This window comes from Cellulomonas sp. P4_B5_2, from assembly GCF_056402235.1.
On record NZ_JBFUHU010000023.1, the window covers coordinates 1 to 19,050 of the forward strand.

Below are 19,050 nucleotides of genomic sequence, written 5' to 3' on the forward strand. Positions count from 1 at the left end.
CGGCGCCCGGCGCGCACGCCTGGCTGGAGGCTGCCGACGACGCCGGCGTCACCGACCGCATCGTCGAGCTCGCGCGGCGCGGCAGCGTCGTCATGGCTGCCGTCGGACCCATCACGGCCAAGCCCCTGCTCGAGCGGGGCATCGAGCCGCTCGTGCCCGAGCGCGGCCGGCTCGGCTCCCTGGTCCGCGCGCTGGTCGGCCACTACGGCGGTCTGCAGGCGCTGCAGACCGTCGCGGGCCCGCTCCAGGTCCACCGCGGCACCGCGGTGCTGGACGGTCACGTGCTGGCCCTCACGCCCACGGGGCTGGAGGTCCTCCGGCTGCTGGCGGCCGCGGGCGGCTCCGTCGTCCCGCGCGACCAGGTGCTGGCCGTGCTCCCGGGTGACTCGCGCGACCCGCACGCCGCCGAGGTGGCCATCGCGCGCCTGCGGGACGCGACCGGGAGCCGCACCCTCATCCGCACGGTGGTCAAGAGGGGATACCGTCTCCAGCTGGAGGAGGCAGTATGACGAACGCGCTGCACGCCCGGGGTCCGGTGCCCGATCGCCCGCTCGGTGACGTCGAGGGGCCCGTCCTCATCGGCTGCTCGCACGGCACGGACGACGTCGACGGCCGCGCGGCCGTCCGGTCGATCCTCACCGGCGTCGCGGCGGCCCGTCCCGACCTCGACGTGCGCGAGGCCTTCGTCGACGTGCAGGAGCCCGAGGTCGCCGACGTCGTCGAGCACGCCCTGGAGAGCGACGCGTCGGGTGCGGTCGTCGTGCCGCTGCTCCTGTCGGTCGGCTTCCACGTGAAGGTCGACATCGCGGCCGCCGTCGACCAGCCGGGCGCCTCCGCGGCATCGCCCCTGGGTCCCGATCCGCGGCTCGTGGACATCTTGCTGGACCGCCTGGACGCCGCCGGCCTGGCCCCCGACGACCTCGTCGTGCTGGCTGCGGCCGGCTCGACGGACCCGGCTGCCGCGCTCGCGGTCGAGTCGGTCGCCGCCGGCCTCGCCGACCGGCTGGAGCAGCCCGTGACCATCGGCTACGGCGCAGGAGCCGAGCCGCGCGTGCCGGCAGCGGTCGCGACCGCTCGGGCAGACGTGCCGCCGGGCGGGCGGGTGGTCGTCGCCTCGTACCTGCTGGCCCCCGGCTACTTCTACGACCGCGTGCTCGAGGCCGGGGCCGACGTGGTCACCGAGCCGCTCGCGCCCGACGAGCGCCTGGTCGACATCGTGCTCGACCGGTACGACGCCGCGACCTGAGACAGGGTTGCCCCGAAACCTTCCGTACCTCTAGGAACGGGAGATGCCCAGAGCCGTGCGCGTCCTGACGTCCTGCCTCGCTGTCCTCGCCCTCGCGGCGTGCACGTCGTCCGGGTCCGACGACGCGGAGACCCCGACGCTCGCACCGTCCCCCGCCGGCATCTCGGCCTCCCTCACGCCCGCCGACACCCCGGACTGCCTCCCCGCGGGCACCGCCACCGTGACCACAGGCGACGCGGACGATCCGACGCTCGTGTCCTTCGCCGGTGGCGGCACCCAGGGGGTGCTCCTCGCGCCGCAGGACCGGGGCGACGCGTGCCAGTGGGCCGACGAGCTGGCCCGGCTGGCGGGGGAGGGCTACCTCGTCGCGTCGTTCGGTTGGTCGGACGACGGGAGGGCGTCGTTCCTGGGCGCCGTCGACACGCTCCGGAGCCTCGGCGCCACGGACGTCGCGCTGGTGGGCGCCTCGAAGGGGGGAACCTACGCGGCCACGCTCGCCGACGAGGTCGACGCGGTCGCGGTCGTGGCGCTCGGTCCGCCGGCCAGCTTCGAGGGTCAGGTCGCGATGGCCACGTCGAGCACCTACACCGGCCCGCTGCTGGTCATCGCGTCGACCGACGACCCGAACGTCGGCGTGGACTCGTCACGGGCAGTGTCCCGCGCGGACGACCCCAGCACGTTCCTCGAGCTCCCGGGCAGCGCCCACGGCGTGGCCCTGTTCACCACCGAGCACCGCGAGCAGGTGCAGCAGGCGATCGACGAGACGCTGGCGACCGGCTTCGCGTCCTGACAGCCCGAAGGCGTGCGACCCGGGGGTGGTGTCGCACGCCTTCGGCGTCTGTCGGGTGAGCGGTCAGACGAACCGGCGCCGCGCGAACGTCGCCAGACCGATCCCTGCGGCGAACAGGACGATCGCCGCGATGAGCCGCCCGACCGAGCTGGCCCCGGTCCCGTCGACCCCGGCGATGTCGATCGAGTACGCCGTGAACCCCGCCGCACCGTCCGGGGCGCCGTAGGCCATGCCCTCGGTCGCGGCCCGCTCGGCACCGGCGCTGAGCACCGCGTACTTCACGCCGAAGTCCTCCGCGGTCCCCTTGCCGCTGACGACCACCTGCGAGGTGCCCTCGTCGGACAGCTGCTGCGTGCCGTCGACCAGCTTCGGCGCGCCCTCGGCGGCCGAGACGAGCCCGTCGGACAGTTGCGTCGACCCGTCAGCGGCGTCGACCAGCCCGTCGGCGAGCTGCTGCGACCCGGCGGCGGCGCTGGCGATCCCTGCGGCCAGCTGTGACGAGCCGGACGCCGCGGTGTCGATGCCGTCGGACAGCTGCGTCGCGCCGGTGGCGGCCCCCTGGATACCGGTTGCGAGCGAGCCGGCACCTGCACGGAGCTGCTGTGCGCCAGTGCCGAGCTGGCCGAGTCCGGAGACCAGCGTGGATCCGCCCGCGCTCAGCTGGTCGGTCCCTGCCTGCAGGGAGTGGACACCGCCGCGTAGCGTGCCGTCGGCCTTGAGGTCATCAGCGTCGCCGACGCCGGTCTGGACCTTGTCAGCGATCCCGTTGAGGAGCGCGGTGACGCCGTTGTCCACCAGAACCAGGCCGTCGAGCAGGCCGGGCTTCGTGCAGACGGTGGTGCCCAGTGAGCTCTGGCTCAGCCCGCACTCGACAGCGGCCAGGCCGGGGCCGGCCAGGTGGGCGAGCCTGCCCTGCAGGTAGGTCAGACCCTGCTGCAGCGTGGCGCTGTCGGATGGCGTGGCGGTGTAGAAGGCCTCCACGTCGGGGTTGCCGAGGGCCGCGGGGTTGGCGAGCTCGGCCTGACCGGCCTTGAGCTGGCTGATGAGACCGTTGAGGACGGCCAGCTCGAAGGGGTCGGTCGTCGCCGCCAGCGGCGGGCGGATCCCCCCGGAGGACGCGTAGCAGGGGTCGGCGCCCGGCGCGGCACCGTCGCGCAGGTTCGTCAGCACCGAGACGGCGCAGCCGAGCTTCTGGTACGCGCCCGGAGCGGCGGGGTCGATGCTGTAGACGCCACGTGCCATCTTCGCCAGCGCGGCCGGGGCTGCCGTGCCGACTTGCTGGCGCAGCCCGTCCACTCCCGCGAGCAGGGTGCCCGCGGTCGTGGTCGAGCCGATGCCGTCACGCAGGTCCTGGATGCCCTTGTGCAGAGCGACCACGTTGGGCTCCGCGGAGGGCGTGGTGCTGGTCGCGCGCAGTGCGCCGATGTCGCCGTACAGCTTGGTCAGCCCGGCGTCGAGGAGCGCGAGCCCGCCGTCCACCTGGGTCAGGCCGTCGATGAGCGCCGGTGCCTTGGCGCTCGCGCTGGCGAGCCCGTCATCGAGCTTCGCTGCCCCGAGGGCGAGAGCCGACGCGCCCGGCGCCGCTGTGTTGCTGAGGCCCGCGGCGAGCTGGTCGGCGCCCGGGGCGATCTTGCCGGTGAGGCCGGCCGCAAGCTGGTTGATGCCCGGGAGAGCCTTGCCGTTCAGTCCGGCCGCGAGCTCCGCGGCCCCGGGTGCGGCCTCGTCGTTGAGGCCCTCCTCCAGCTGGGCCGCGCCGTCGCGGAGCTGGAGCAGCCCCGCGAGCAGCTGGGCCGCTCCGTCGTGCAGCTGGAGCACGGAGTCGTCGAGCAGCAGGCCGGCGCCCGTGAGGTCGACGCCCTTCTGCGCGCCGGCCTGGTAGCTGGCGGCGCCGCCCTTGAACGAGGGGTAGTCGAGCGGCGACACCGCCATCGAGGTCAGCGTGGCCTTCGGCACGACCGCGTGGCTGACCTGCGCGGTGTAGCCGAACTCCGCGGTGGCGGAGCCGATGGGCGGGAACAGGGTCATCTGGAACTGCATGCGGGTACCGCCGCGTCCGTCGCCGGCGATGCCGGCCTCGTCGGACTGCACGTCGGTGAAGGTGGACGGCAGGACGGTGACCAGCTGTCCGATCATCGGGATGACCGTCTGGGCCGAGGCTGTCGCCTCCGTGCCGGTGCCGTCGTCGTACGTGACATCCTGCGTGGCGCCGGTGACGTTGGTGACCTTGTAGTGCACCCCGAGCGTGCCGGACTTGCCGAGGACCGTGCCCGGCTGCACCGCCTTGCCGTCGAACGTGTAGGTGACCTCGACGGTCAGGGGGAGGTCCTTGTCGTAGGTGCTCAGCGAGCGCTCGCGCCGCTCGCCGTCGACGCTGAGGGTGCTGACGAGCTTGCCGTCGGTGACCTGGTAGCCGCCGAAGCCGTCGAGGTTGCGCAGGCCCTTCGTCGAGACGGGGTTCTCGATCGTCGTCGTGCCCTTGCCGCTCAGTGCCAGCTGCTCGTACACGCGGGCGCTCTGGAACGCTCCGGTGGCGGACAGTCGCGCCTGGACGGTCTCGGTGTTGGTGACGGCGACGTCGCCGGAGTCCGCGGCGAACGCGGGCGCTCCGGCCGTGCCGACGAGCAGGGGGATGAGGACGACGGCTGCGGCCGCGGTGGTGGTCGTGCGTCGCACGTCAGGCCTCCGGCTGGGGGTCGAATGGACGGGTGGCGGGCAGCCCGCGGCGCGGGGAGGGTGCGGCGTTGGCAGCGACCGGCTCCTCGTTCTGGGCGAAGAGGTGCTCCTCGGTGGCCCGCTCCTCCTCGCGGTCCTGCTCGACGACGACGCCGAGCAGCGATGTCGCGAGGAAGCCGGCTCCTGCGGCGAGCAGGATGGACGTCGCGGTCGCGGCCGACGAGGTGACGAACGAGGCCGGGTCGGCGGTGTACGTCGCCTCGTACGCGCCCGCCATCGCGGCGGCGCCGAGCAGCGCGGACCACAGCGGGAGCTTGCCGCGGCTGAGCCCGGCGACCGCGAGGCAGAGCGCGAGGACGATGAGGACCGCGACGGCGCGACCGGCCGCGGCGTCGGGCAGGGCTGCGGCGCGCAGGGCGTAGCCGAGCCACGCCGCGACGAAGCCGACGGCGAACCCTGCCGCGCGCTGCGCGGGGGTCCGGTCGGGCACGAGGCCCAGGGCGCCGCCGAGTGCCGCGCCGAGCAGGGCGACGCCCTGCAGCTCGGGACCGGAGAACAGGACGATCGCTGTCGTCAGGAGCGCGAGGACGAGCCCCGCCAAGATGTGACGCTTCATGACCACCTCGTCGTGGTGACTGGCGGAGCGGTTCCGCTCCAGCAGTGCTGCCGGTAGATGGCCGCCCGAGAGCCGGTTGACCTGCACCGTCGCCGTTGACGGGTCAGGTCACCGGGGTTCTCGGGCGGGACCAGCGCACTGTCTACCAGCGCACAAAGCACCTGAGCCACGGGGTACTAGGTAAATCCCTACCGGTAGCAGGTAACCGTTATGGCCCCGTGACCTAGGTCACTTGTGGAGGGTTCAGAGGTAGCGCAGCGGGTCGAACTCGTCGAGCGGGATGATCCTCAGGCGGGGGAGCTGGACGTTGAACGCGGCGACGTCGCCCTCGAGGTCGAACGTCTCGAGCCCGCGCCCGACGAGGGCCGAGAGCTGGGTGCTGGTGAACTCGCGGAAGGCGAGCAGACCGACGCGACGGTCCTCGTCGTCGACGAGCTGCTCCAGCTCGGGTGCGAAGTCCCCGTCGTGGCTGGCCAGGAGCACGTCGCCGCCGCGGCCGTGGATGGCCTCGAGCGTGCGCTTGATGCCGATGTCGACGACCTTCTCGTACGACTCGCCCGACAGCGGGATCGGCTGGAACCCGATGGCGAGCAGCGCCTGCACGAACGACATCGGCAGGTTGCCGTTGGAGGCGTTGAGGAAGAACAGCGCCTTCACGGGCTGGTCCCACGTCTGCTGCGCGAAGGTCAGCACGCGCTCCCAGCGGGGCCGCTGCTCCGGGGTGGGCCGGCCGCCGAGGATCGACGACCCGAGCGTCGCGTCGATGTTCTCGCCGTCCACCAGCAGGTAGGTGGTGCGCGGTGCGGCCTCGGTCGTCATCGCGTCAGCGTATCCGCAGGTGGCGCGTGCCGGCCCGGAACCCGGAGCGGGTCCCGGGCCGGCACACGCTCACGCGATCGAGCAGGCCGTGCCGTTGAGGCTGAACGCGCTCGGGGCGGTGTTCGTGCCGGTGTGCGAGCCGTTGAACCCGAACTGCTGGCTCGCGCCGGCCGCGATGCTGCCGTTCCACGGCGCGCTCTTCACGGTCACGGCCGAGCCGGACTGCGTGGTGACCGAGCTCCACGCCTGCGTCACGCTCTGTCCGGCTGGGAAGCTGAACGTGAGCGTCCAGCCGTTGATCGCCGTCGACGACGTGTTCTTCACCGTGACGTTCGCGGTGAAGCCGGTGTTCCACTGGTTCACGACGTAGGTGACCTGGCAGCCCGCGACCGGCGGGGTGGTCGGCGTGACGGGCGGCGTCGTCGGCGTCACCGGCGGCGTGGTCGGCGTGACCGGAGGTGTGGTCGGGGTGATCCCGCCGAAGGCCGACGCGATGGCGTCGTACGCCGGCTTCTTCGCGTAGTTCTCGTCCCAGACCAGCGCGGCGCCCTGGCCGGGGAACGTGTCGGGCACCCACGAGTACCTGTCGGTGATGCCCCAGATGGTCACGCCCTGGCAGCGGCTGACCGCGAGGCAGATCTGGAAGACCTTCTTGTAGTCGGCGGCCTGGGTGGCCAGCTTGGTGGCGTCCGACGGCGTCTGCATGCGGATGTCGAGCTCGGTGATCCGCACGTCGACCCCGAGGTCGGCGAAGCGCTGCAGGTTCTGCTGCATGGTCGACGGGACCTGGCCGATGATCAGGTGGGACTGGAACCCGACGCAGTCGATGGGGACGCCGCGGGCCTTGAAGTCCTTGACCAGGTTGTAGATCGCGGTGCTCTTCGAGTTCACCGCGTCGGTGTTGTAGTCGTTGATGCAGAGCTTGGCGGTCGGGTCAGCGGCCCGTGCGGCCCTGAACGCGGTCTCGATGTACCCGTTGCCGAGCTTCTGCTGGAACGGGGAGTCGGACCGCCGACCTCCGTTGTCGTCGAAGGCCTCGTTGACGACGTCCCAGGCGACGACCTTGCCCTTGAAGTGCGTCGCAACGTTGGTGACGTGGTTGGTCATGGCCGACTCCAGCGCGGTGCCGGAGAGGTTGTTGACCCATCCAGGCAGCTGGGAGTGCCAGACGAGGGTGTGCCCGTACAGCTTCTTGCCGGTGCTGGCCGCGTAGCTGGCCACCTGGTCGCCCGCGCCGTAGCTGAACGAGTTCTGGGACGGCTCGGTGGCGTCCCACTTCATCGCGTTCTCCGCCACGACGAGGGTGAACTCGCTGTCCGCGACGGACTTGTACCCCGACTCCGAGAGCCGGGCGGGGGCGAGCGCGAAGCCGATGTCCTTGCCGGCGGCGGTGGACAGGTCCTTCAGGGTCGAGGCCGCCAGGGCGGGGCTCGCCCGGGCGGCCCCGACGGCGGCGGTCACCGCGAGGGCGACCGCCGCGGTGCGGAGCGCGGAACGGCGGGGTGGATGGACGACAGGCATGGGGTTCCTCCTCGTTGAGCCAAGTGCCGGATCGCACAGTGGTCGTCGGTGGTCGCCCACCGCGAGGTGCCGAAACATTTCAGGCCGTGGCGCGCGACACTTTCGATAGCCGCGGGACGGAACATCGCCCACGCCGCCCCTGTTGGAGAGAAGATGAATGCGTACGCATGAAAACGGAGGCGTGCGATGTCGGACGTGGACCGCGAGCTGCCCGGCACGCGGGAGGCTGCCGAGGCGTGGGAGTCGCTCTTCCGCGCCCAGGTGGCACTCATGCGGCGGTTCCAGCGCGACGACGTCTGGGGTGACCTGACCATCCGCGAGTACGACGTCCTGTTCACCCTCTCGAACTGCCCGGACGGCACCGCGCGGCTCAAGGAGCTGGGCGAGGGCAGCCTGCTGACGCAGCCGAGCCTGTCCCGGATGGTGGAGCGTCTGGAGCAGGCCGGCCTGGTCCGGCGCGGACCCGTGGAGGGCGACGCGCGGGGCGTGGCGGTCGGCCTGACCGAGGAGGGCCGGCGGGTGCAGCGGGAGATCGGCCGTCGGCACGTGCGCTCGATCCGACGCCTCGTCGGGGGAGCGCTGGACACCGAGGAGCTGGCGACGTTGCGCGCCCTCACCGACAAGCTGCGCGCCGCGCAGGCGCAGATTCCCGACCCGTCGGGCTCAGACGCGTAGCGCCCGCAGCTCGGCGGCCACGACCGCGGGCGTGGGCCGTGCGGCGGGGTCCTCCGCCGTCATCGCGCGCAGCAGACGCATCCAGTCGCGGCCGAAGCGCTCCGGCACGTCGACGGGGTCGAGCAGGCGGGCGAGCGAGCTGGACAGCGGGTCGCCCGGGTAGGCGCGCTCGCCCGTCAGGCACTCCAGCAGCACGAGGCCCAGGGAGTAGATGTCGCTGGGCGGGCCTGCGGGGTGACCGAGCGCCTGCTCCGGGCTCTGGTACCCGGCGGTCCCGGAGGTCCCCCGCGGGGTGAGCGGCGCACCCGCAGCCGTCACCGCGATGCCGAAGTCCGCGAGCACCACCGGCAACCAGGGCGCGTCGCGGGCGCCGCTGTCCGCGCGGTCGGTGGCCACGAGGACGTTGGACGGCTTGACGTCGCGGTGGGCCACCCCGGCGCCGTGCGCGTGGCCGAGCGCGAGCGCCAGCTGCCGCCCGACGTCCGCGGTGAGCGAGGGGCTGAGTGGTCCGTCCGCGATGGTGTCGCGCAGGGTCCGGCCGTCGACCAGCTCCATCACCAGGAAGGCGACCGGCCCGGTGTCCGGCAGCACGTCCGCGCCCACGTCGAGCAGGGCGACCAGGCTGGGGTGTGCGAGCGAGGACAGGATCCGGGCCTCGTGCGCGTACCGGCGGATCTCCTCCGGGGTCGCGGCGCCGATCGAGAAGAGCTTGAGCGCCACCGGTCGGTGCAGCCGCGCGTCGGTGGCCCGGAACACCTCACCGGATCCGCCCCGGCCCAGCTGCTGCTCGAGGTGGTAGCGGCGTCCGAGCGGAGCGGTCGCCGTCGGGCGGGACTCGGTCGGTGGCACGGCATACCTGTCGTCGGAGATGTGGGCAGGACCGACGGTAGAAGCCAGGGGAGCCGACCGCACGCCGGGCGCGGGTGAACGGGTGACGGGGGGCACGTTCGGCGCTTGCAGTCGGTTGCAAGCCACTTGCGCTCCTGAGCAGTAGAGTGACAGCCATGTCCCGGCGACTCGCAGAGGTAGCACGCAAGGTCGGCGTCTCGGAGGCGACCGTCAGCCGCGTGCTGAACGGCAAGCCTGGCGTCTCGGAGTCCACGCGCGAGGCCGTGCTCACGGCCCTCGACGTGCTCGGCTACGAGCGGCCGACGAAGCTGCGCGGAGAGCGTGCCCGCCTGGTGGGCCTGGTGCTCCYCGAGCTGCAGAACCCGATCTTCCCCGCGTTCGCCGAGGTCGTGGGCGGGGCGCTCGCGCAGCAGGGGTTCACGCCCGTGCTCTGCACCCAGACGGCGGGGGGAGTCTCGGAGGCCGACTACGTCGAGCTCCTGCTCGGGCAGCAGGTGTCCGGGATCGTCTTCGCCGGCGGTCACTACGCGCAGCGGGACGCCACGCACGGCCACTACGAACGCCTCACGGGTCGCAACCTGCCGGTCGTCCTCATCAACGCCTCGATCGAGGAGCTCCCGTTCCCGCGCGTGTCGTGCGACGACGAGGTGGCCATCGAGCAGGCGGTCGGGCACCTGGCCTCGCTCGGGCACACGAAGATCGGCCTCGTCCTGGGCCCGGTGGACCACGTGCCGTCCGAACGCAAGCTGCGGGCGGCACAGGCGATCACCCAGCGGCTCGGGCTCGAGCTCGGGGAGCGCCAGGTGGTCCGCAGCGCGTACTCGCTGGAGAGCGGGCAGGCCGCGGGCAACCGGCTGCTGCGCGAGGGTGTCACGGGCATCGTCTGCGCGAGCGACCCGCTGGCGCTCGGAGTCATCCGCGCCGCCCGGCGAGCGGGCCTGCGCGTCCCGGACGACGTCTCCGTCGTCGGCTACGACGACTCGGCCTTCATGAGCTGCACCGAGCCTCCGCTCACCACGGTCCGCCAGCCGATCGAGCCCATGGGCCGCGCGGCGATCGACCTGCTGGTCAGCCAGATCCACGGCAGCGCCGTGCCGCAGGACGAGCTGCTCTTCGAGCCGGAGCTCGTGGTGCGCGGCTCGACGGGTCCCGCGCCGACCCAGCCGGTGACGCTCGCCGACTGACCCGCCCGCAACGACGGACCCCGTCTCGCCGCTCCTGGCGAGGCGGGGTCCGTGTCGTTGTGCGCGCGCTCATCGCGATCCGAGGCCACTTCGGTCACGCTTCGATAACTGTCTTGTCAGTTTCTTGCGTGGTTCCAGTCGTGTCCTTTAGTGTCTGGAACGCGACAGCGACGTCTCGTGGAGACCGGCGAGGCCGCGGTAGGAGCAGAGGACAACCGGCCCCGGCGACGTCGACGGCCCACGAGAGACGAGACGCGAGTGGCGCAGGCGCAGCCCGAGACGGACCCGCAGTGGTGGCGTGGCGCGGTGATCTACCAGGTGTACCCGCGCAGCTTCGCCGACGGGAACGGTGACGGCACCGGCGACCTGGCGGGCCTGCGGTCGCGGCTGCCGTACCTGCGGGACCTCGGCGTGGACGCGATCTGGGTGACCCCCTGGTACGTCTCCCCGCTCGCCGACGGTGGCTACGACGTCGCCGACTACCGCGCGATCGACCCCGCCTTCGGCACCCTCGAGGAGGCCGAGCTGCTCATCAGCGAGGCCCTCGGGCTGGGCATCCGGACCATCATCGACGTGGTCCCCAACCACGTCTCGGACCAGCACGAGTGGTTCCAGGCCGCGCTGGCCGCCGGACCGGGCTCGCCGGAGCGTGAACGGTTCTGGTTCCACCCCGGCAAGGGCGAGGACGGCGAGCAGATCCCCACCGGCTGGGTCTCCGACTTCCAGGGCAACACCTGGACGCGGACCACCGACCCCGACGGCACCCCCGGGGAGTGGTACCTGCACCTGTTCGCTCCGCAGCAGCCGGACGTGAACTGGTCGCACCCGGACGTCGTCGCGGAGTTCGAGGCGGTGCTCCGGTTCTGGTTCGACCGCGGTGTCGCGGGCATCCGCATCGACTCGGCCGCCCTGCTGGTCAAGGACCCCGAGCTCCCGGAGGTCCCGGTGCACCCGGGTCCGGGGGAGCACCCGCACGTCGACCGGGACGAGCTGCACGACGTGTACCGCGGCTGGCGCGCCGTCGCCGACTCCTACGAGGGCACGCGTGTCCTCGTCGGCGAGGTCTGGCTCCAGGACAAGGCGCGCTTCGCGCAGTACCTGCGTCCCGACGAGATGCACACCGCGTTCAACTTCGACTTCATGGCGCGGCCCTGGGACGCCAAGCAGCTGCGCGAGTCGATCGACATCACGCTCGCCGCGCACGGACCCGTCGGGGCGCCGGCCACCTGGGTGCTCTCCAACCACGACGTCACGCGGCCGGTCACCCGGTACGGGCGCGAGGACACGTCGTTCGCGTTCACCGCCAAGCGCTTCGGCACGCCCACGGACCTGACCGTCGGGCTGCGCCGGGCGCGCGCGGCGGCCCTGCTCACGGCCGCCCTGCCCGGTTCGCTGTACATCTACCAGGGCGACGAGCTGGGCCTGCCCGAGGTCGAGGACCTCCCGCTGGACCTCCTGCAGGACCCCATGCACTTCCGTTCCGAGGGCGTCGACCCCGGCCGGGACGGCTGCCGTGTGCCGCTGCCCTGGGCGGGGACCGAGGCCCCCTACGGATTCGGCTCCGCCGGGTCGTGGCTCCCGCAGCCGACGGCCTGGGCGGACCTGACCGTCACGGCACAGGAGGCCGACCCGGCGTCGACCCTGCGCCTGTACCGCGACCTCCTGGCGATCCGCCGGGCCGAGCCCGCGCTGGGCGACGGCCCGATGACGTGGATCGACTCCGTCGACGACGTGCTCGCGTTCGCCCGTGGCGACCTCGTGTGCGTCGTCAACCTCGGCGACGAACCCGTCGCCCTGCCCACCCCCACCGAGCTCCTGCTCTCGAGCGCCCCGCTCGAGGCAGGCCTGCTGCCCCGCGACACCGCCGCGTGGCTGCGCACCCCCGCCTGACCCGACCGCACCACCCGCACACGCACCATCCCTGACCGCAGCACCAGATCGCGACCTGGCACCCCGTCCGGCGCGTTCCCTCACGAAGGAGTGACGATGAGGTCCTCACGCACCACCGCGCTGGCCATGGCCGGTGTGCTCTCGCTCGGCCTGCTGGCCGCGTGCAGCACCGACGACGACCCCTCCGGCGACTCGACGGCCGACGGTGACAAGGTCACCATCACGGTCGCYGGCCTGCAGCYGGGCGCCGAGCAGACGGCTGTCGACGCGCTCAACGAGCGGGTCGACCAGTTCGAGGCGAAGTACCCGGACATCGACATCGAGACGCAGGAGTACAACTGGCTGGCGTCGACCTTCGCGGCCGACCTCGCCGGTGGCACGCTCCCGGACGTCTTCGAGGTGCCCGCCACGGACACCAAGGTGCTCATCCAGAACGGCCAGATCGCCGACATCGACGAGCAGGTCAAGCAGCTGTCGTACGCGGACGACTTCAACCCGGAGGTCCTCGCGGCCGGGCTCAGCGATGACGGCAAGGTGTACGCCGTGCCGGCCAAGTCCATCTACGCGGTGGCGCTGCACTACAACCGGAAGCTCTTCACGGACGCCGGTCTGGACCCCGACAAGCCGCCGGCCACCTGGGACGACGTCCGCACGGCCGCCAAGGCGATCCACGACGCGACCGGCATTCCGGGCTACGCCATGATGGCGCTCGACAACGCCGGTGGGTGGCAGCTGACGGCCGCCGCCTACTCGCGTGGCGGTCGCACCCAGGTGCTGGACGGCGACACGTACGAGGCCACGCTGACGGACCCGGCGGTCAAGGAGTCGCTGCAGTTCCTCGGTGACCTCAAGTCGGACGGCTCCCTGCTGGAGAACACCCAGCTGGGCTGGGGCGACGTCAACTCCGGCTTCGCCGCCGGCCAGTTCGCCATGTACACGTCGGGCTCCGACATCTACACCGCACTGGTGCAGAACAACGGCGTCACCGCGGACAACCTGGACTACGGGCTGACCGCGCTGCCSACCGACGGGGACGACGCCGGCACGCTCGGCGGCGGCACCTACGCCGCGGTGGCACCCCAGGCGACCGACGAGGAGAAGGACGCCGCGGTCAAGTGGATCGACTTCTGGTACCTGTCCAAGCTGGTGGACCAGGACCAGGCCGTGGCCGACGCCAAGATCCTCGCGGAGCAGGACCCGCCGCAGGCCGTCGGGACCCCGACGCTCCCGATCTTCAGCAAGGACCAGTACGAGACCTCGCTCGGCTGGATCGAGGACTACGTCAACGTCCCGCTCGACCACATGGCCGGCTACACGGACGTCATGTTCGAGCAGCCCGTCATCCCCGAGGCTGCCCGTGCGACGCAGGAGACCTACGGCCTGCTGTTCCCGATCGTGCAGGCCGTGATGACCGACCCGGGCGTGGACCTGGACGCGCTGCTCGCCGAGGCGAACACGCAGTCCCAGGCCATGATCGACCAGGCCGGCTGACGCGCTGACGGTGCCCGGCCCGGGTCCTCCCGGGTCGGGCACCCTCACCTCGACGCCCCCGCACGGCACCCCCGAGAGAAGGACCGCATGACCTCCGACACCCTCGTCGCGACCTCGGCCCGCAGACGCACCCCCGTGAGCTGGGTGCGCGGCGGCGGCCTGACCACGCTGGTCTTCGCGCTGCCGATGCTGGTGATCTTCGGGGTCTTCTCGTGGGCGCCCATCGTCAAGGCCGTCGTCATGAGCTTCCAGAAGACGAACCTCATCGTCACCGAGTGGGTGGGGCTGGAGAACTTCCAGCGCGTCTTCGCCGACCCGGTGCTGCCGATGGCCGTCCGGAACACCGCGTACTTCGCGCTCCTGGCGCTCATCTTCGGCTACCCGGTGCCGCTGATCGCCGCGGTCCTGATGAGCGAGGTCCGGCGCGCCAAGGGCCTGTTCTCGGCGCTGGCCTACCTGCCGGTCGTCGTGCCGCCGGTGGTCGCCGTCCTGCTCTGGAAGTTCTTCTACGACCCGCGACCCGAGGGCGTCTTCAACACGATCATCGGGTATGTCGGGATACCACCCCAACCCTGGCTGCAGAGCGCGACGTCGGCGATGCCCTCGCTCGTGCTGGAGGCCACCTGGGCCGCGGCCGGGGGCACGGTGATCATCTACCTCGCCGCGCTGACCAGCGTCCCCACCGAGCTGTACGACGCCGCCGAGGTCGACGGCGCCTCCGTCTGGGGCAAGATCTGGCACGTCACGATGCCGCAGCTGCGCGGCGTCCTGCTCATCACGTTCATCCTGCAGATCATCGGGACCGCGCAGGTGTTCCTCGAGCCGTACCTGTTCACGGGCGGTGGACCGGCCAACGCGACGATCTCCGTCCTGCTGCTGGTCTACCGGTACGCGTTCCAGAACAGTCTCGGCGGCAACTACGGCATGGCGACGGCCCTCAGCCTCATGCTCGCCGCGTTCCTCGCCGTCATGTCCCTGATCTACTTCCGCCTCACCCGCAGCTGGAGCACCTCGTGACCACGACCACCCCGAAGCTCCCCGAGGCGGTCCTGCCCGACGCGCTCGAGAACCCGCCGGCCCGGTCCACGCGCGCCACCGGTTCGGCCGAGGACCGCACCGCGCTGTCCGTCGCGGACTGGCGCCGCCCCCGGGTGCGCCGCACCTGGAACACGCTGCACGTCGTCCTGCTGATCCTGCTGGTGGTCTGGTGCGTCGGCCCGCTGCTGCTGCTCGGCAAGTTCGCCATCACGCCGACGCAGGACATCCTGCGCACGCCGCTGGCGATCTTCCCGAACGGCGTCAAGTGGTCGAACCTGCACGAGGCCTGGTTCGACATCAACATCAGCAAGTACTTCGTCAACACGGTCGTGCTCGCGGCGGGGTCCTGGGTGTCCCAGATGCTCGTCGCGACGACCGGCGGGTACGTGCTGTCGGTGCTGCGCCCGCGGTGGGCCCGGTACGCCCAGGCCCTCGTGCTCGCCACGCTGTTCGTGCCGGCCGTCGTGCTCCTGGTGCCGCTCTACCTGATCATCCTGCACCCGCCTCTGGTGGATCACTCGCTGGTCAACTCGTTATGGGCGGTCTGGCTGCCGGCCGGCGCGAGCGCTTTCAACGTGGTGCTGGTGACGCGGTTCTTCGACAACCTGCCGCGGGAGATCTTCGAGGCAGCCAAGGTGGACGGGGCCGGGCCGTTCCGGCTGTTCTGGTCCATCGTCCTGCCCATGAGCAAGCCGATCCTCGGCGTGGTGTCGGTGTTCGCGGTCATCGCGTCGTGGAAGGACTTCCTCTGGCCGCTGCTGGTCCTGCGCAACCCGGACCTCCAGCCGCTCTCGGTCCGGCTGCCGTCGCTGGAGGCGACCACCGACAAGGGCACGCTCATGGCGGCCTACGCGATCGCGACCATCATCCCGATCCTGATGTTCCTGATCTTCCAGCGCATGTTCCTGCGCGGCGCCGGTCTCGGGGGCGCGGTCAAGGGCTGAGCGGCGCGTTCTGACAGCGCGTGCGGTCAAGATCACGGTCCGCAGGGCCAACTCACCGCGAGGGCTGCCGACCCCCGGTGGGATGATCGAGCGGTGGCCCCCGACACCGCCGTGAGCACCCTGACGCCCTCGACCGACCGCAGTCCCGTCGCCCCGTACGACGCGCTCCTGCTCTTCTCGTTCGGGGGACCCGACGGGCCCGACGACGTGCTGCCGTTCCTGCGCAACGTCACCCGGGGCAAGAACATCCCCGACGAGCGACTGGCCGTCGTGGCCGAGCACTACCACCACTTCGGCGGTGCCAGCCCGATCAACGGCCAGAACCTCGCTCTGCAGAGGGCGCTCGCCGACGAGCTCGCCCGCCGCGGCCTGGACCTCCCGGTGGTGTGGGGCAACCGCAACTGGGAGCCCTACACGCGTGACGCCCTGTCGGCGGCCTACTCGGACGGCGCCCGCCGCATGGTCGCGGTGGTGACGAGCGCGTACTCGTCGTACTCCGGCTGCCGGCAGTACCGGGAGAACCTCTGGGCGTCTCTCGACGAGCTCGGCGCCGACGTCGGCCTCGGCGAGGGCGAGCACCCGCTGGTCGTCGACAAGGTGCGGTCCTACTTCAACCACCCCGGCTTCGTGCAGGCGAACATCGACGCGGTGACCGAGGCGTTCGCGTCGATCGACCGCGATGCCCGCCTGGTGTTCGTCACCCACTCCATCCCGGACACGATGGAGGAGGCGTCGCAGGTGTCGGGGGCGTCGTACTCCGCGCAGCACCTCGACGTCGCCGGGACGGTCGCTGCCGCGGTCGAGGAGCGCCTCGGGCGCCCGGTGACCTGGGACCTCGCGTACTGCTCGCGGTCGGGCCCGCCCACCCAGCCGTGGCTGGAGCCCGACGTCAACGACCACCTCGCGGCGCTGGCGGCCGACGGGGTCGAGGCGGTCGTGCTCTCGCCGATCGGCTTCGTCTCCGACCACATGGAGGTCGCGTTCGACCTCGACACCGAGGCGCTGGCGACGGCGGCGGAGCTGGGCATGGTCGCCGTCCGCGCGGACAGCGTGGGCACCCGCGAGCCGTTCGTGCGCGGGCTCGTCGACCTCGTCCTGGAGCGCGCTGCCCTGGCCCGGGATGCGGACGCGAGGGGCGCGCACCCGGTCACGGCCGACGTGGTCGCGGACGCCGCCGCGCGGCCCGTGGCCGAGGCGACGGCCGGTGAGCTGCCGCCCTACCGGTCCGTCTGCCGCCCGGGCTGCTGCCAGATGCGCGCCGGAACGCCCACCGGCATCCCTGCCGCCTGCTCGACCGATCCCTGGTCCTGACCACACACCTGGAGCACCCTGCGATGACGCACGATCCCGAGGCCCTCAACGCCACCGTCCGCTACACCATGTGGACCGTGTTCGCCCTCGAAGAGGTGCTGCCCGAGGACGACGATGAGCGCGCCGAGCTGATCACCGCCGCGCAGGCCGCGGTCGCCGCCGACGGCCTCGTGGTCCGCGGCTGGTACGACGTCGCGGGCCTGCGGGCGGACGCCGACCTCATGGTCTGGTGGCACGCGGAGACGGTCGAGGAGGTTCAGGGCGCCTACCAGCGGCTGCGCGCCAGCGACCTCGGCCGGCACCTGCTGCCCGTGTGGTCCGTGGTCGGCCTGCACCGGCCGGCCGAGTTCAACCGCGCGCACGTCCCCGCGTTCCTGGCGGGCGAGCCCGCGGGCGACTACATGACCGTGTACCCCTTCGTGCGGTCCTACGACTGGTACGTGCTGCCCGAGGACGACCGGCGGCGCATGCTCGTCGAGCACGGGCAGGCGGCCCGCGGGTACGCCGACGTCCGCGCGAACACGGTCTCGGCCTTCGCGCTGGGCGACTACGAGTGGATCCTGGCGTTCGAGGCGCCCGAGCTGCACCGCATCGTCGACCTCATGCGCGACCTGCGGGCCACCGACGCGCGCCTGCACGTGCGCGAGGAGGTGCCGTTCTACACCGGCCCGCGCGTGACGCTCGAGACCTGGGCGGACCGTCAGCCCCGCGGGTGACATCATCGGGGGATGGTGGAGCTGGCAGGTACCTGGCGGTTCACGGCGCTCGAGGGCGCGCAGGTCGAGGGTCGACGCCGAGCGACCCCGTGGCTGACCTTCGACGGTGACGGGCAGGTGTTCGGCCTGGCCGGGGTCAACCGCGTGCGCGGCACGTGGGTGCTGGACGGAGACACGCTGACGTTCGGCCCGGTCGTCTCCACGCTCATGGCGGGACCGCCGGACGCGATGGCCTGTGAGCAGCAGGTGCTCCGGCTGCTCGGGGAGCCCGTGACCGTGTCGGCTCCCGACGACGACACCCTGGTGCTCGACGGCGTCGCCCCCGCCCGGCTGGTCCGGGACCCGCACGCCGCCGACCAGCAGGTCTAGGCCGCGATCGCGACCGCCGGCCAGCGTCCAGCCACCTGCTCGACCGTGTGCACGCGAGTCGCCACGTCGTAGGCGGTCCCGGTGATCATCAGCTCGTCGGCACCGGTGCGCGCCACCAGAGCGGCGAGCTCGTCGACGGCCCGGTCGGCCGTGGTGGCCACCTGGGTGCCCGGGACGCGGGCGAAGAAGTCCGCGGCCGCGGCCGGGTCCAGCGCCGCGAGCTCACGCGCGGCGTCCTCCGGGGAGACGATCGGACCGAGCGGCCGTCCGGTGCGCAGCGACAGGGCCATGACGCGGCTGGGTCCCGCCAGGTAGTCGGCCTCGTCGTCGGTGTCGGCGACCAGCACCGAGGCCGAGACCATGAGCCGTGGGGCGTCCAGCACCGGGGACGGCCGGAACGCGCGCCGGTAGGCGTCGGCGGCCTGCAGCGTGTGGCCCGTGTTGAAGTGGTGGGCGTAGCTGAACGGCAGGCCGAGCGAGCCCGCCAGCTCGGCGCTGAACGAGCTGGAGCCGAGCAGCCAGACCTGCGGGGTCGAGGTGGCCGCCGGGGTCGCCGACAGCCGCGTGGCCCGCAGCGACGGGGTGCGGCCGGGCAGCTGCTGCCCGAGCAGCGCGAGGACGTCGATCACCTCGGCCGGGAAGTCGTCGGCACCGAGACCTTCGACGGTGCGGCGCAGAGCCGCGGCCGTCATCGGGTCGGCGCCGGGCGCCCGGCCGATGCCGAGGTCGATGCGGCCGGGGTGCAGCGCCTCCAGCATCGCGAACTGCTCGGCGACGACGAGCGTCGGGTGGTTGGGCAGCATGACCCCGCCGGACCCCACCCGGATGCGGTCGGTCGCGGCCGCGAGGTGCGCCAGCAGCACGCCGGGGGACGTGGACGCGACCGCGGGCATCGCGTGGTGCTCGGCCACCCAGAAC

General features: G+C 72.2%; 18 protein-coding genes. 12 read left to right on the top strand and 6 right to left on the bottom strand.

Annotation, left to right across the window (positions count from 1 at the left end; all coding sequences use genetic code 11):
- The 3 genes from AC1DUQ_RS02970 to AC1DUQ_RS02980 all read left to right on the top strand — a co-directional run.
- The coding region (locus AC1DUQ_RS02970; RefSeq protein ID WP_477073369.1) for a winged helix-turn-helix domain-containing protein at positions 1-509 on the top strand (509 nt) is incomplete at its 5' end.
- Positions 506-1,246, top strand: a complete 741-nt coding sequence (locus tag AC1DUQ_RS02975; protein ID WP_477061595.1) for a sirohydrochlorin chelatase — start codon at positions 506-508, stop codon at positions 1,244-1,246. The genes AC1DUQ_RS02970 and AC1DUQ_RS02975, both read left to right, overlap by 4 nt.
- A gap of 43 nt (positions 1,247-1,289) precedes the next feature.
- The gene (locus tag AC1DUQ_RS02980) at positions 1,290-2,036 is read left to right on the top strand and encodes an alpha/beta hydrolase family protein (protein WP_477061596.1); all 747 of its coding nucleotides are present in this window, start codon (positions 1,290-1,292) and stop codon (positions 2,034-2,036) included.
- Between the two features lie 63 nt (positions 2,037-2,099).
- On the opposite strand, the gene AC1DUQ_RS02985 is transcribed toward AC1DUQ_RS02980, so the two are convergent.
- The 4 genes from AC1DUQ_RS02985 to AC1DUQ_RS03000 all read right to left on the bottom strand — a co-directional run bounded on the left by AC1DUQ_RS02985 (position 2,100) and on the right by AC1DUQ_RS03000 (position 7,665).
- Complete coding sequence (locus AC1DUQ_RS02985; RefSeq protein ID WP_477061597.1) at positions 2,100-4,709, bottom strand: hypothetical protein; 2,610 nt, start codon at positions 4,707-4,709, stop codon at positions 2,100-2,102.
- A 1-nt stretch (position 4,710) separates the two neighbouring features.
- The gene (locus AC1DUQ_RS02990; protein ID WP_477061598.1) at positions 4,711-5,325 is read right to left on the bottom strand and encodes a hypothetical protein; all 615 of its coding nucleotides are present in this window, start codon (positions 5,323-5,325) and stop codon (positions 4,711-4,713) included.
- Positions 5,326-5,568: 243 nt separating this feature from the next.
- Positions 5,569-6,144: an NYN domain-containing protein gene (locus tag AC1DUQ_RS02995; protein WP_477061599.1), complete on the bottom strand. Its 576-nt coding sequence runs from the start codon at positions 6,142-6,144 to the stop codon at positions 5,569-5,571.
- A 69-nt stretch (positions 6,145-6,213) separates the two neighbouring features.
- Positions 6,214-7,665 (bottom strand): glycoside hydrolase family 10 protein, encoded by a 1,452-nt coding sequence (locus tag AC1DUQ_RS03000; RefSeq protein WP_477073370.1) that lies wholly within the window; start codon positions 7,663-7,665, stop codon positions 6,214-6,216.
- 186 nt (positions 7,666-7,851) lie between these two features.
- Here AC1DUQ_RS03000 and AC1DUQ_RS03005 point away from each other — a divergent pair, with 186 nt between their 5' ends.
- The gene (locus AC1DUQ_RS03005; protein ID WP_477061601.1) at positions 7,852-8,340 is read left to right on the top strand and encodes a MarR family winged helix-turn-helix transcriptional regulator; all 489 of its coding nucleotides are present in this window, start codon (positions 7,852-7,854) and stop codon (positions 8,338-8,340) included.
- Here AC1DUQ_RS03005 and AC1DUQ_RS03010 read toward each other — a convergent pair.
- Positions 8,329-9,189, bottom strand: coding sequence for a serine/threonine-protein kinase (locus tag AC1DUQ_RS03010; RefSeq protein WP_477061602.1), 861 nt, complete (start codon positions 9,187-9,189; stop codon positions 8,329-8,331). The genes AC1DUQ_RS03005 and AC1DUQ_RS03010 overlap by 12 nt on opposite strands.
- A gap of 155 nt (positions 9,190-9,344) precedes the next feature.
- Between AC1DUQ_RS03010 and AC1DUQ_RS03015 the strand changes: the two genes are divergently transcribed.
- From AC1DUQ_RS03015 to AC1DUQ_RS03050, 8 genes are all read left to right on the top strand, one after another.
- Positions 9,345-10,373 (top strand): LacI family DNA-binding transcriptional regulator, encoded by a 1,029-nt coding sequence (locus tag AC1DUQ_RS03015; protein ID WP_477073371.1) that lies wholly within the window; start codon positions 9,345-9,347, stop codon positions 10,371-10,373.
- Between the two features lie 258 nt (positions 10,374-10,631).
- Entirely contained in the window at positions 10,632-12,263 is a 1,632-nt protein-coding gene (locus tag AC1DUQ_RS03020) for a glycoside hydrolase family 13 protein (RefSeq protein ID WP_477061604.1), read from the top strand.
- 96 nt (positions 12,264-12,359) lie between these two features.
- On the top strand, positions 12,360-13,754 hold the full coding sequence (locus AC1DUQ_RS03025) for an ABC transporter substrate-binding protein (protein WP_477073372.1): 1,395 nt from the start codon (positions 12,360-12,362) through the stop codon (positions 13,752-13,754).
- Positions 13,755-13,841: 87 nt separating this feature from the next.
- Positions 13,842-14,771: a carbohydrate ABC transporter permease gene (locus AC1DUQ_RS03030; RefSeq protein WP_421740889.1), complete on the top strand. Its 930-nt coding sequence runs from the start codon at positions 13,842-13,844 to the stop codon at positions 14,769-14,771.
- Positions 14,768-15,736 (top strand): carbohydrate ABC transporter permease, encoded by a 969-nt coding sequence (locus tag AC1DUQ_RS03035; RefSeq protein ID WP_477061606.1) that lies wholly within the window; start codon positions 14,768-14,770, stop codon positions 15,734-15,736. The genes AC1DUQ_RS03030 and AC1DUQ_RS03035 overlap by 4 nt, the downstream gene beginning before the upstream one ends.
- Before the next feature lie 93 nt (positions 15,737-15,829).
- Positions 15,830-17,047, top strand: a complete 1,218-nt coding sequence (locus AC1DUQ_RS03040) for a ferrochelatase (protein WP_477061607.1) — start codon at positions 15,830-15,832, stop codon at positions 17,045-17,047.
- Positions 17,048-17,070: 23 nt separating this feature from the next.
- Positions 17,071-17,763, top strand: a complete 693-nt coding sequence (gene hemQ, locus AC1DUQ_RS03045) for a hydrogen peroxide-dependent heme synthase (RefSeq protein ID WP_056089625.1) — start codon at positions 17,071-17,073, stop codon at positions 17,761-17,763.
- Between the two features lie 12 nt (positions 17,764-17,775).
- The gene (locus AC1DUQ_RS03050; protein WP_477061608.1) at positions 17,776-18,132 is read left to right on the top strand and encodes an META domain-containing protein; all 357 of its coding nucleotides are present in this window, start codon (positions 17,776-17,778) and stop codon (positions 18,130-18,132) included.
- Here AC1DUQ_RS03050 and AC1DUQ_RS03055 read toward each other — a convergent pair.
- Positions 18,129-19,050, bottom strand: a 922-nt coding sequence (locus tag AC1DUQ_RS03055) for an LLM class flavin-dependent oxidoreductase (protein ID WP_477073373.1), incomplete at its 5' end; no start/stop codon positions are given. The two genes, AC1DUQ_RS03050 and AC1DUQ_RS03055, sit on opposite strands and share 4 nt — an antisense overlap.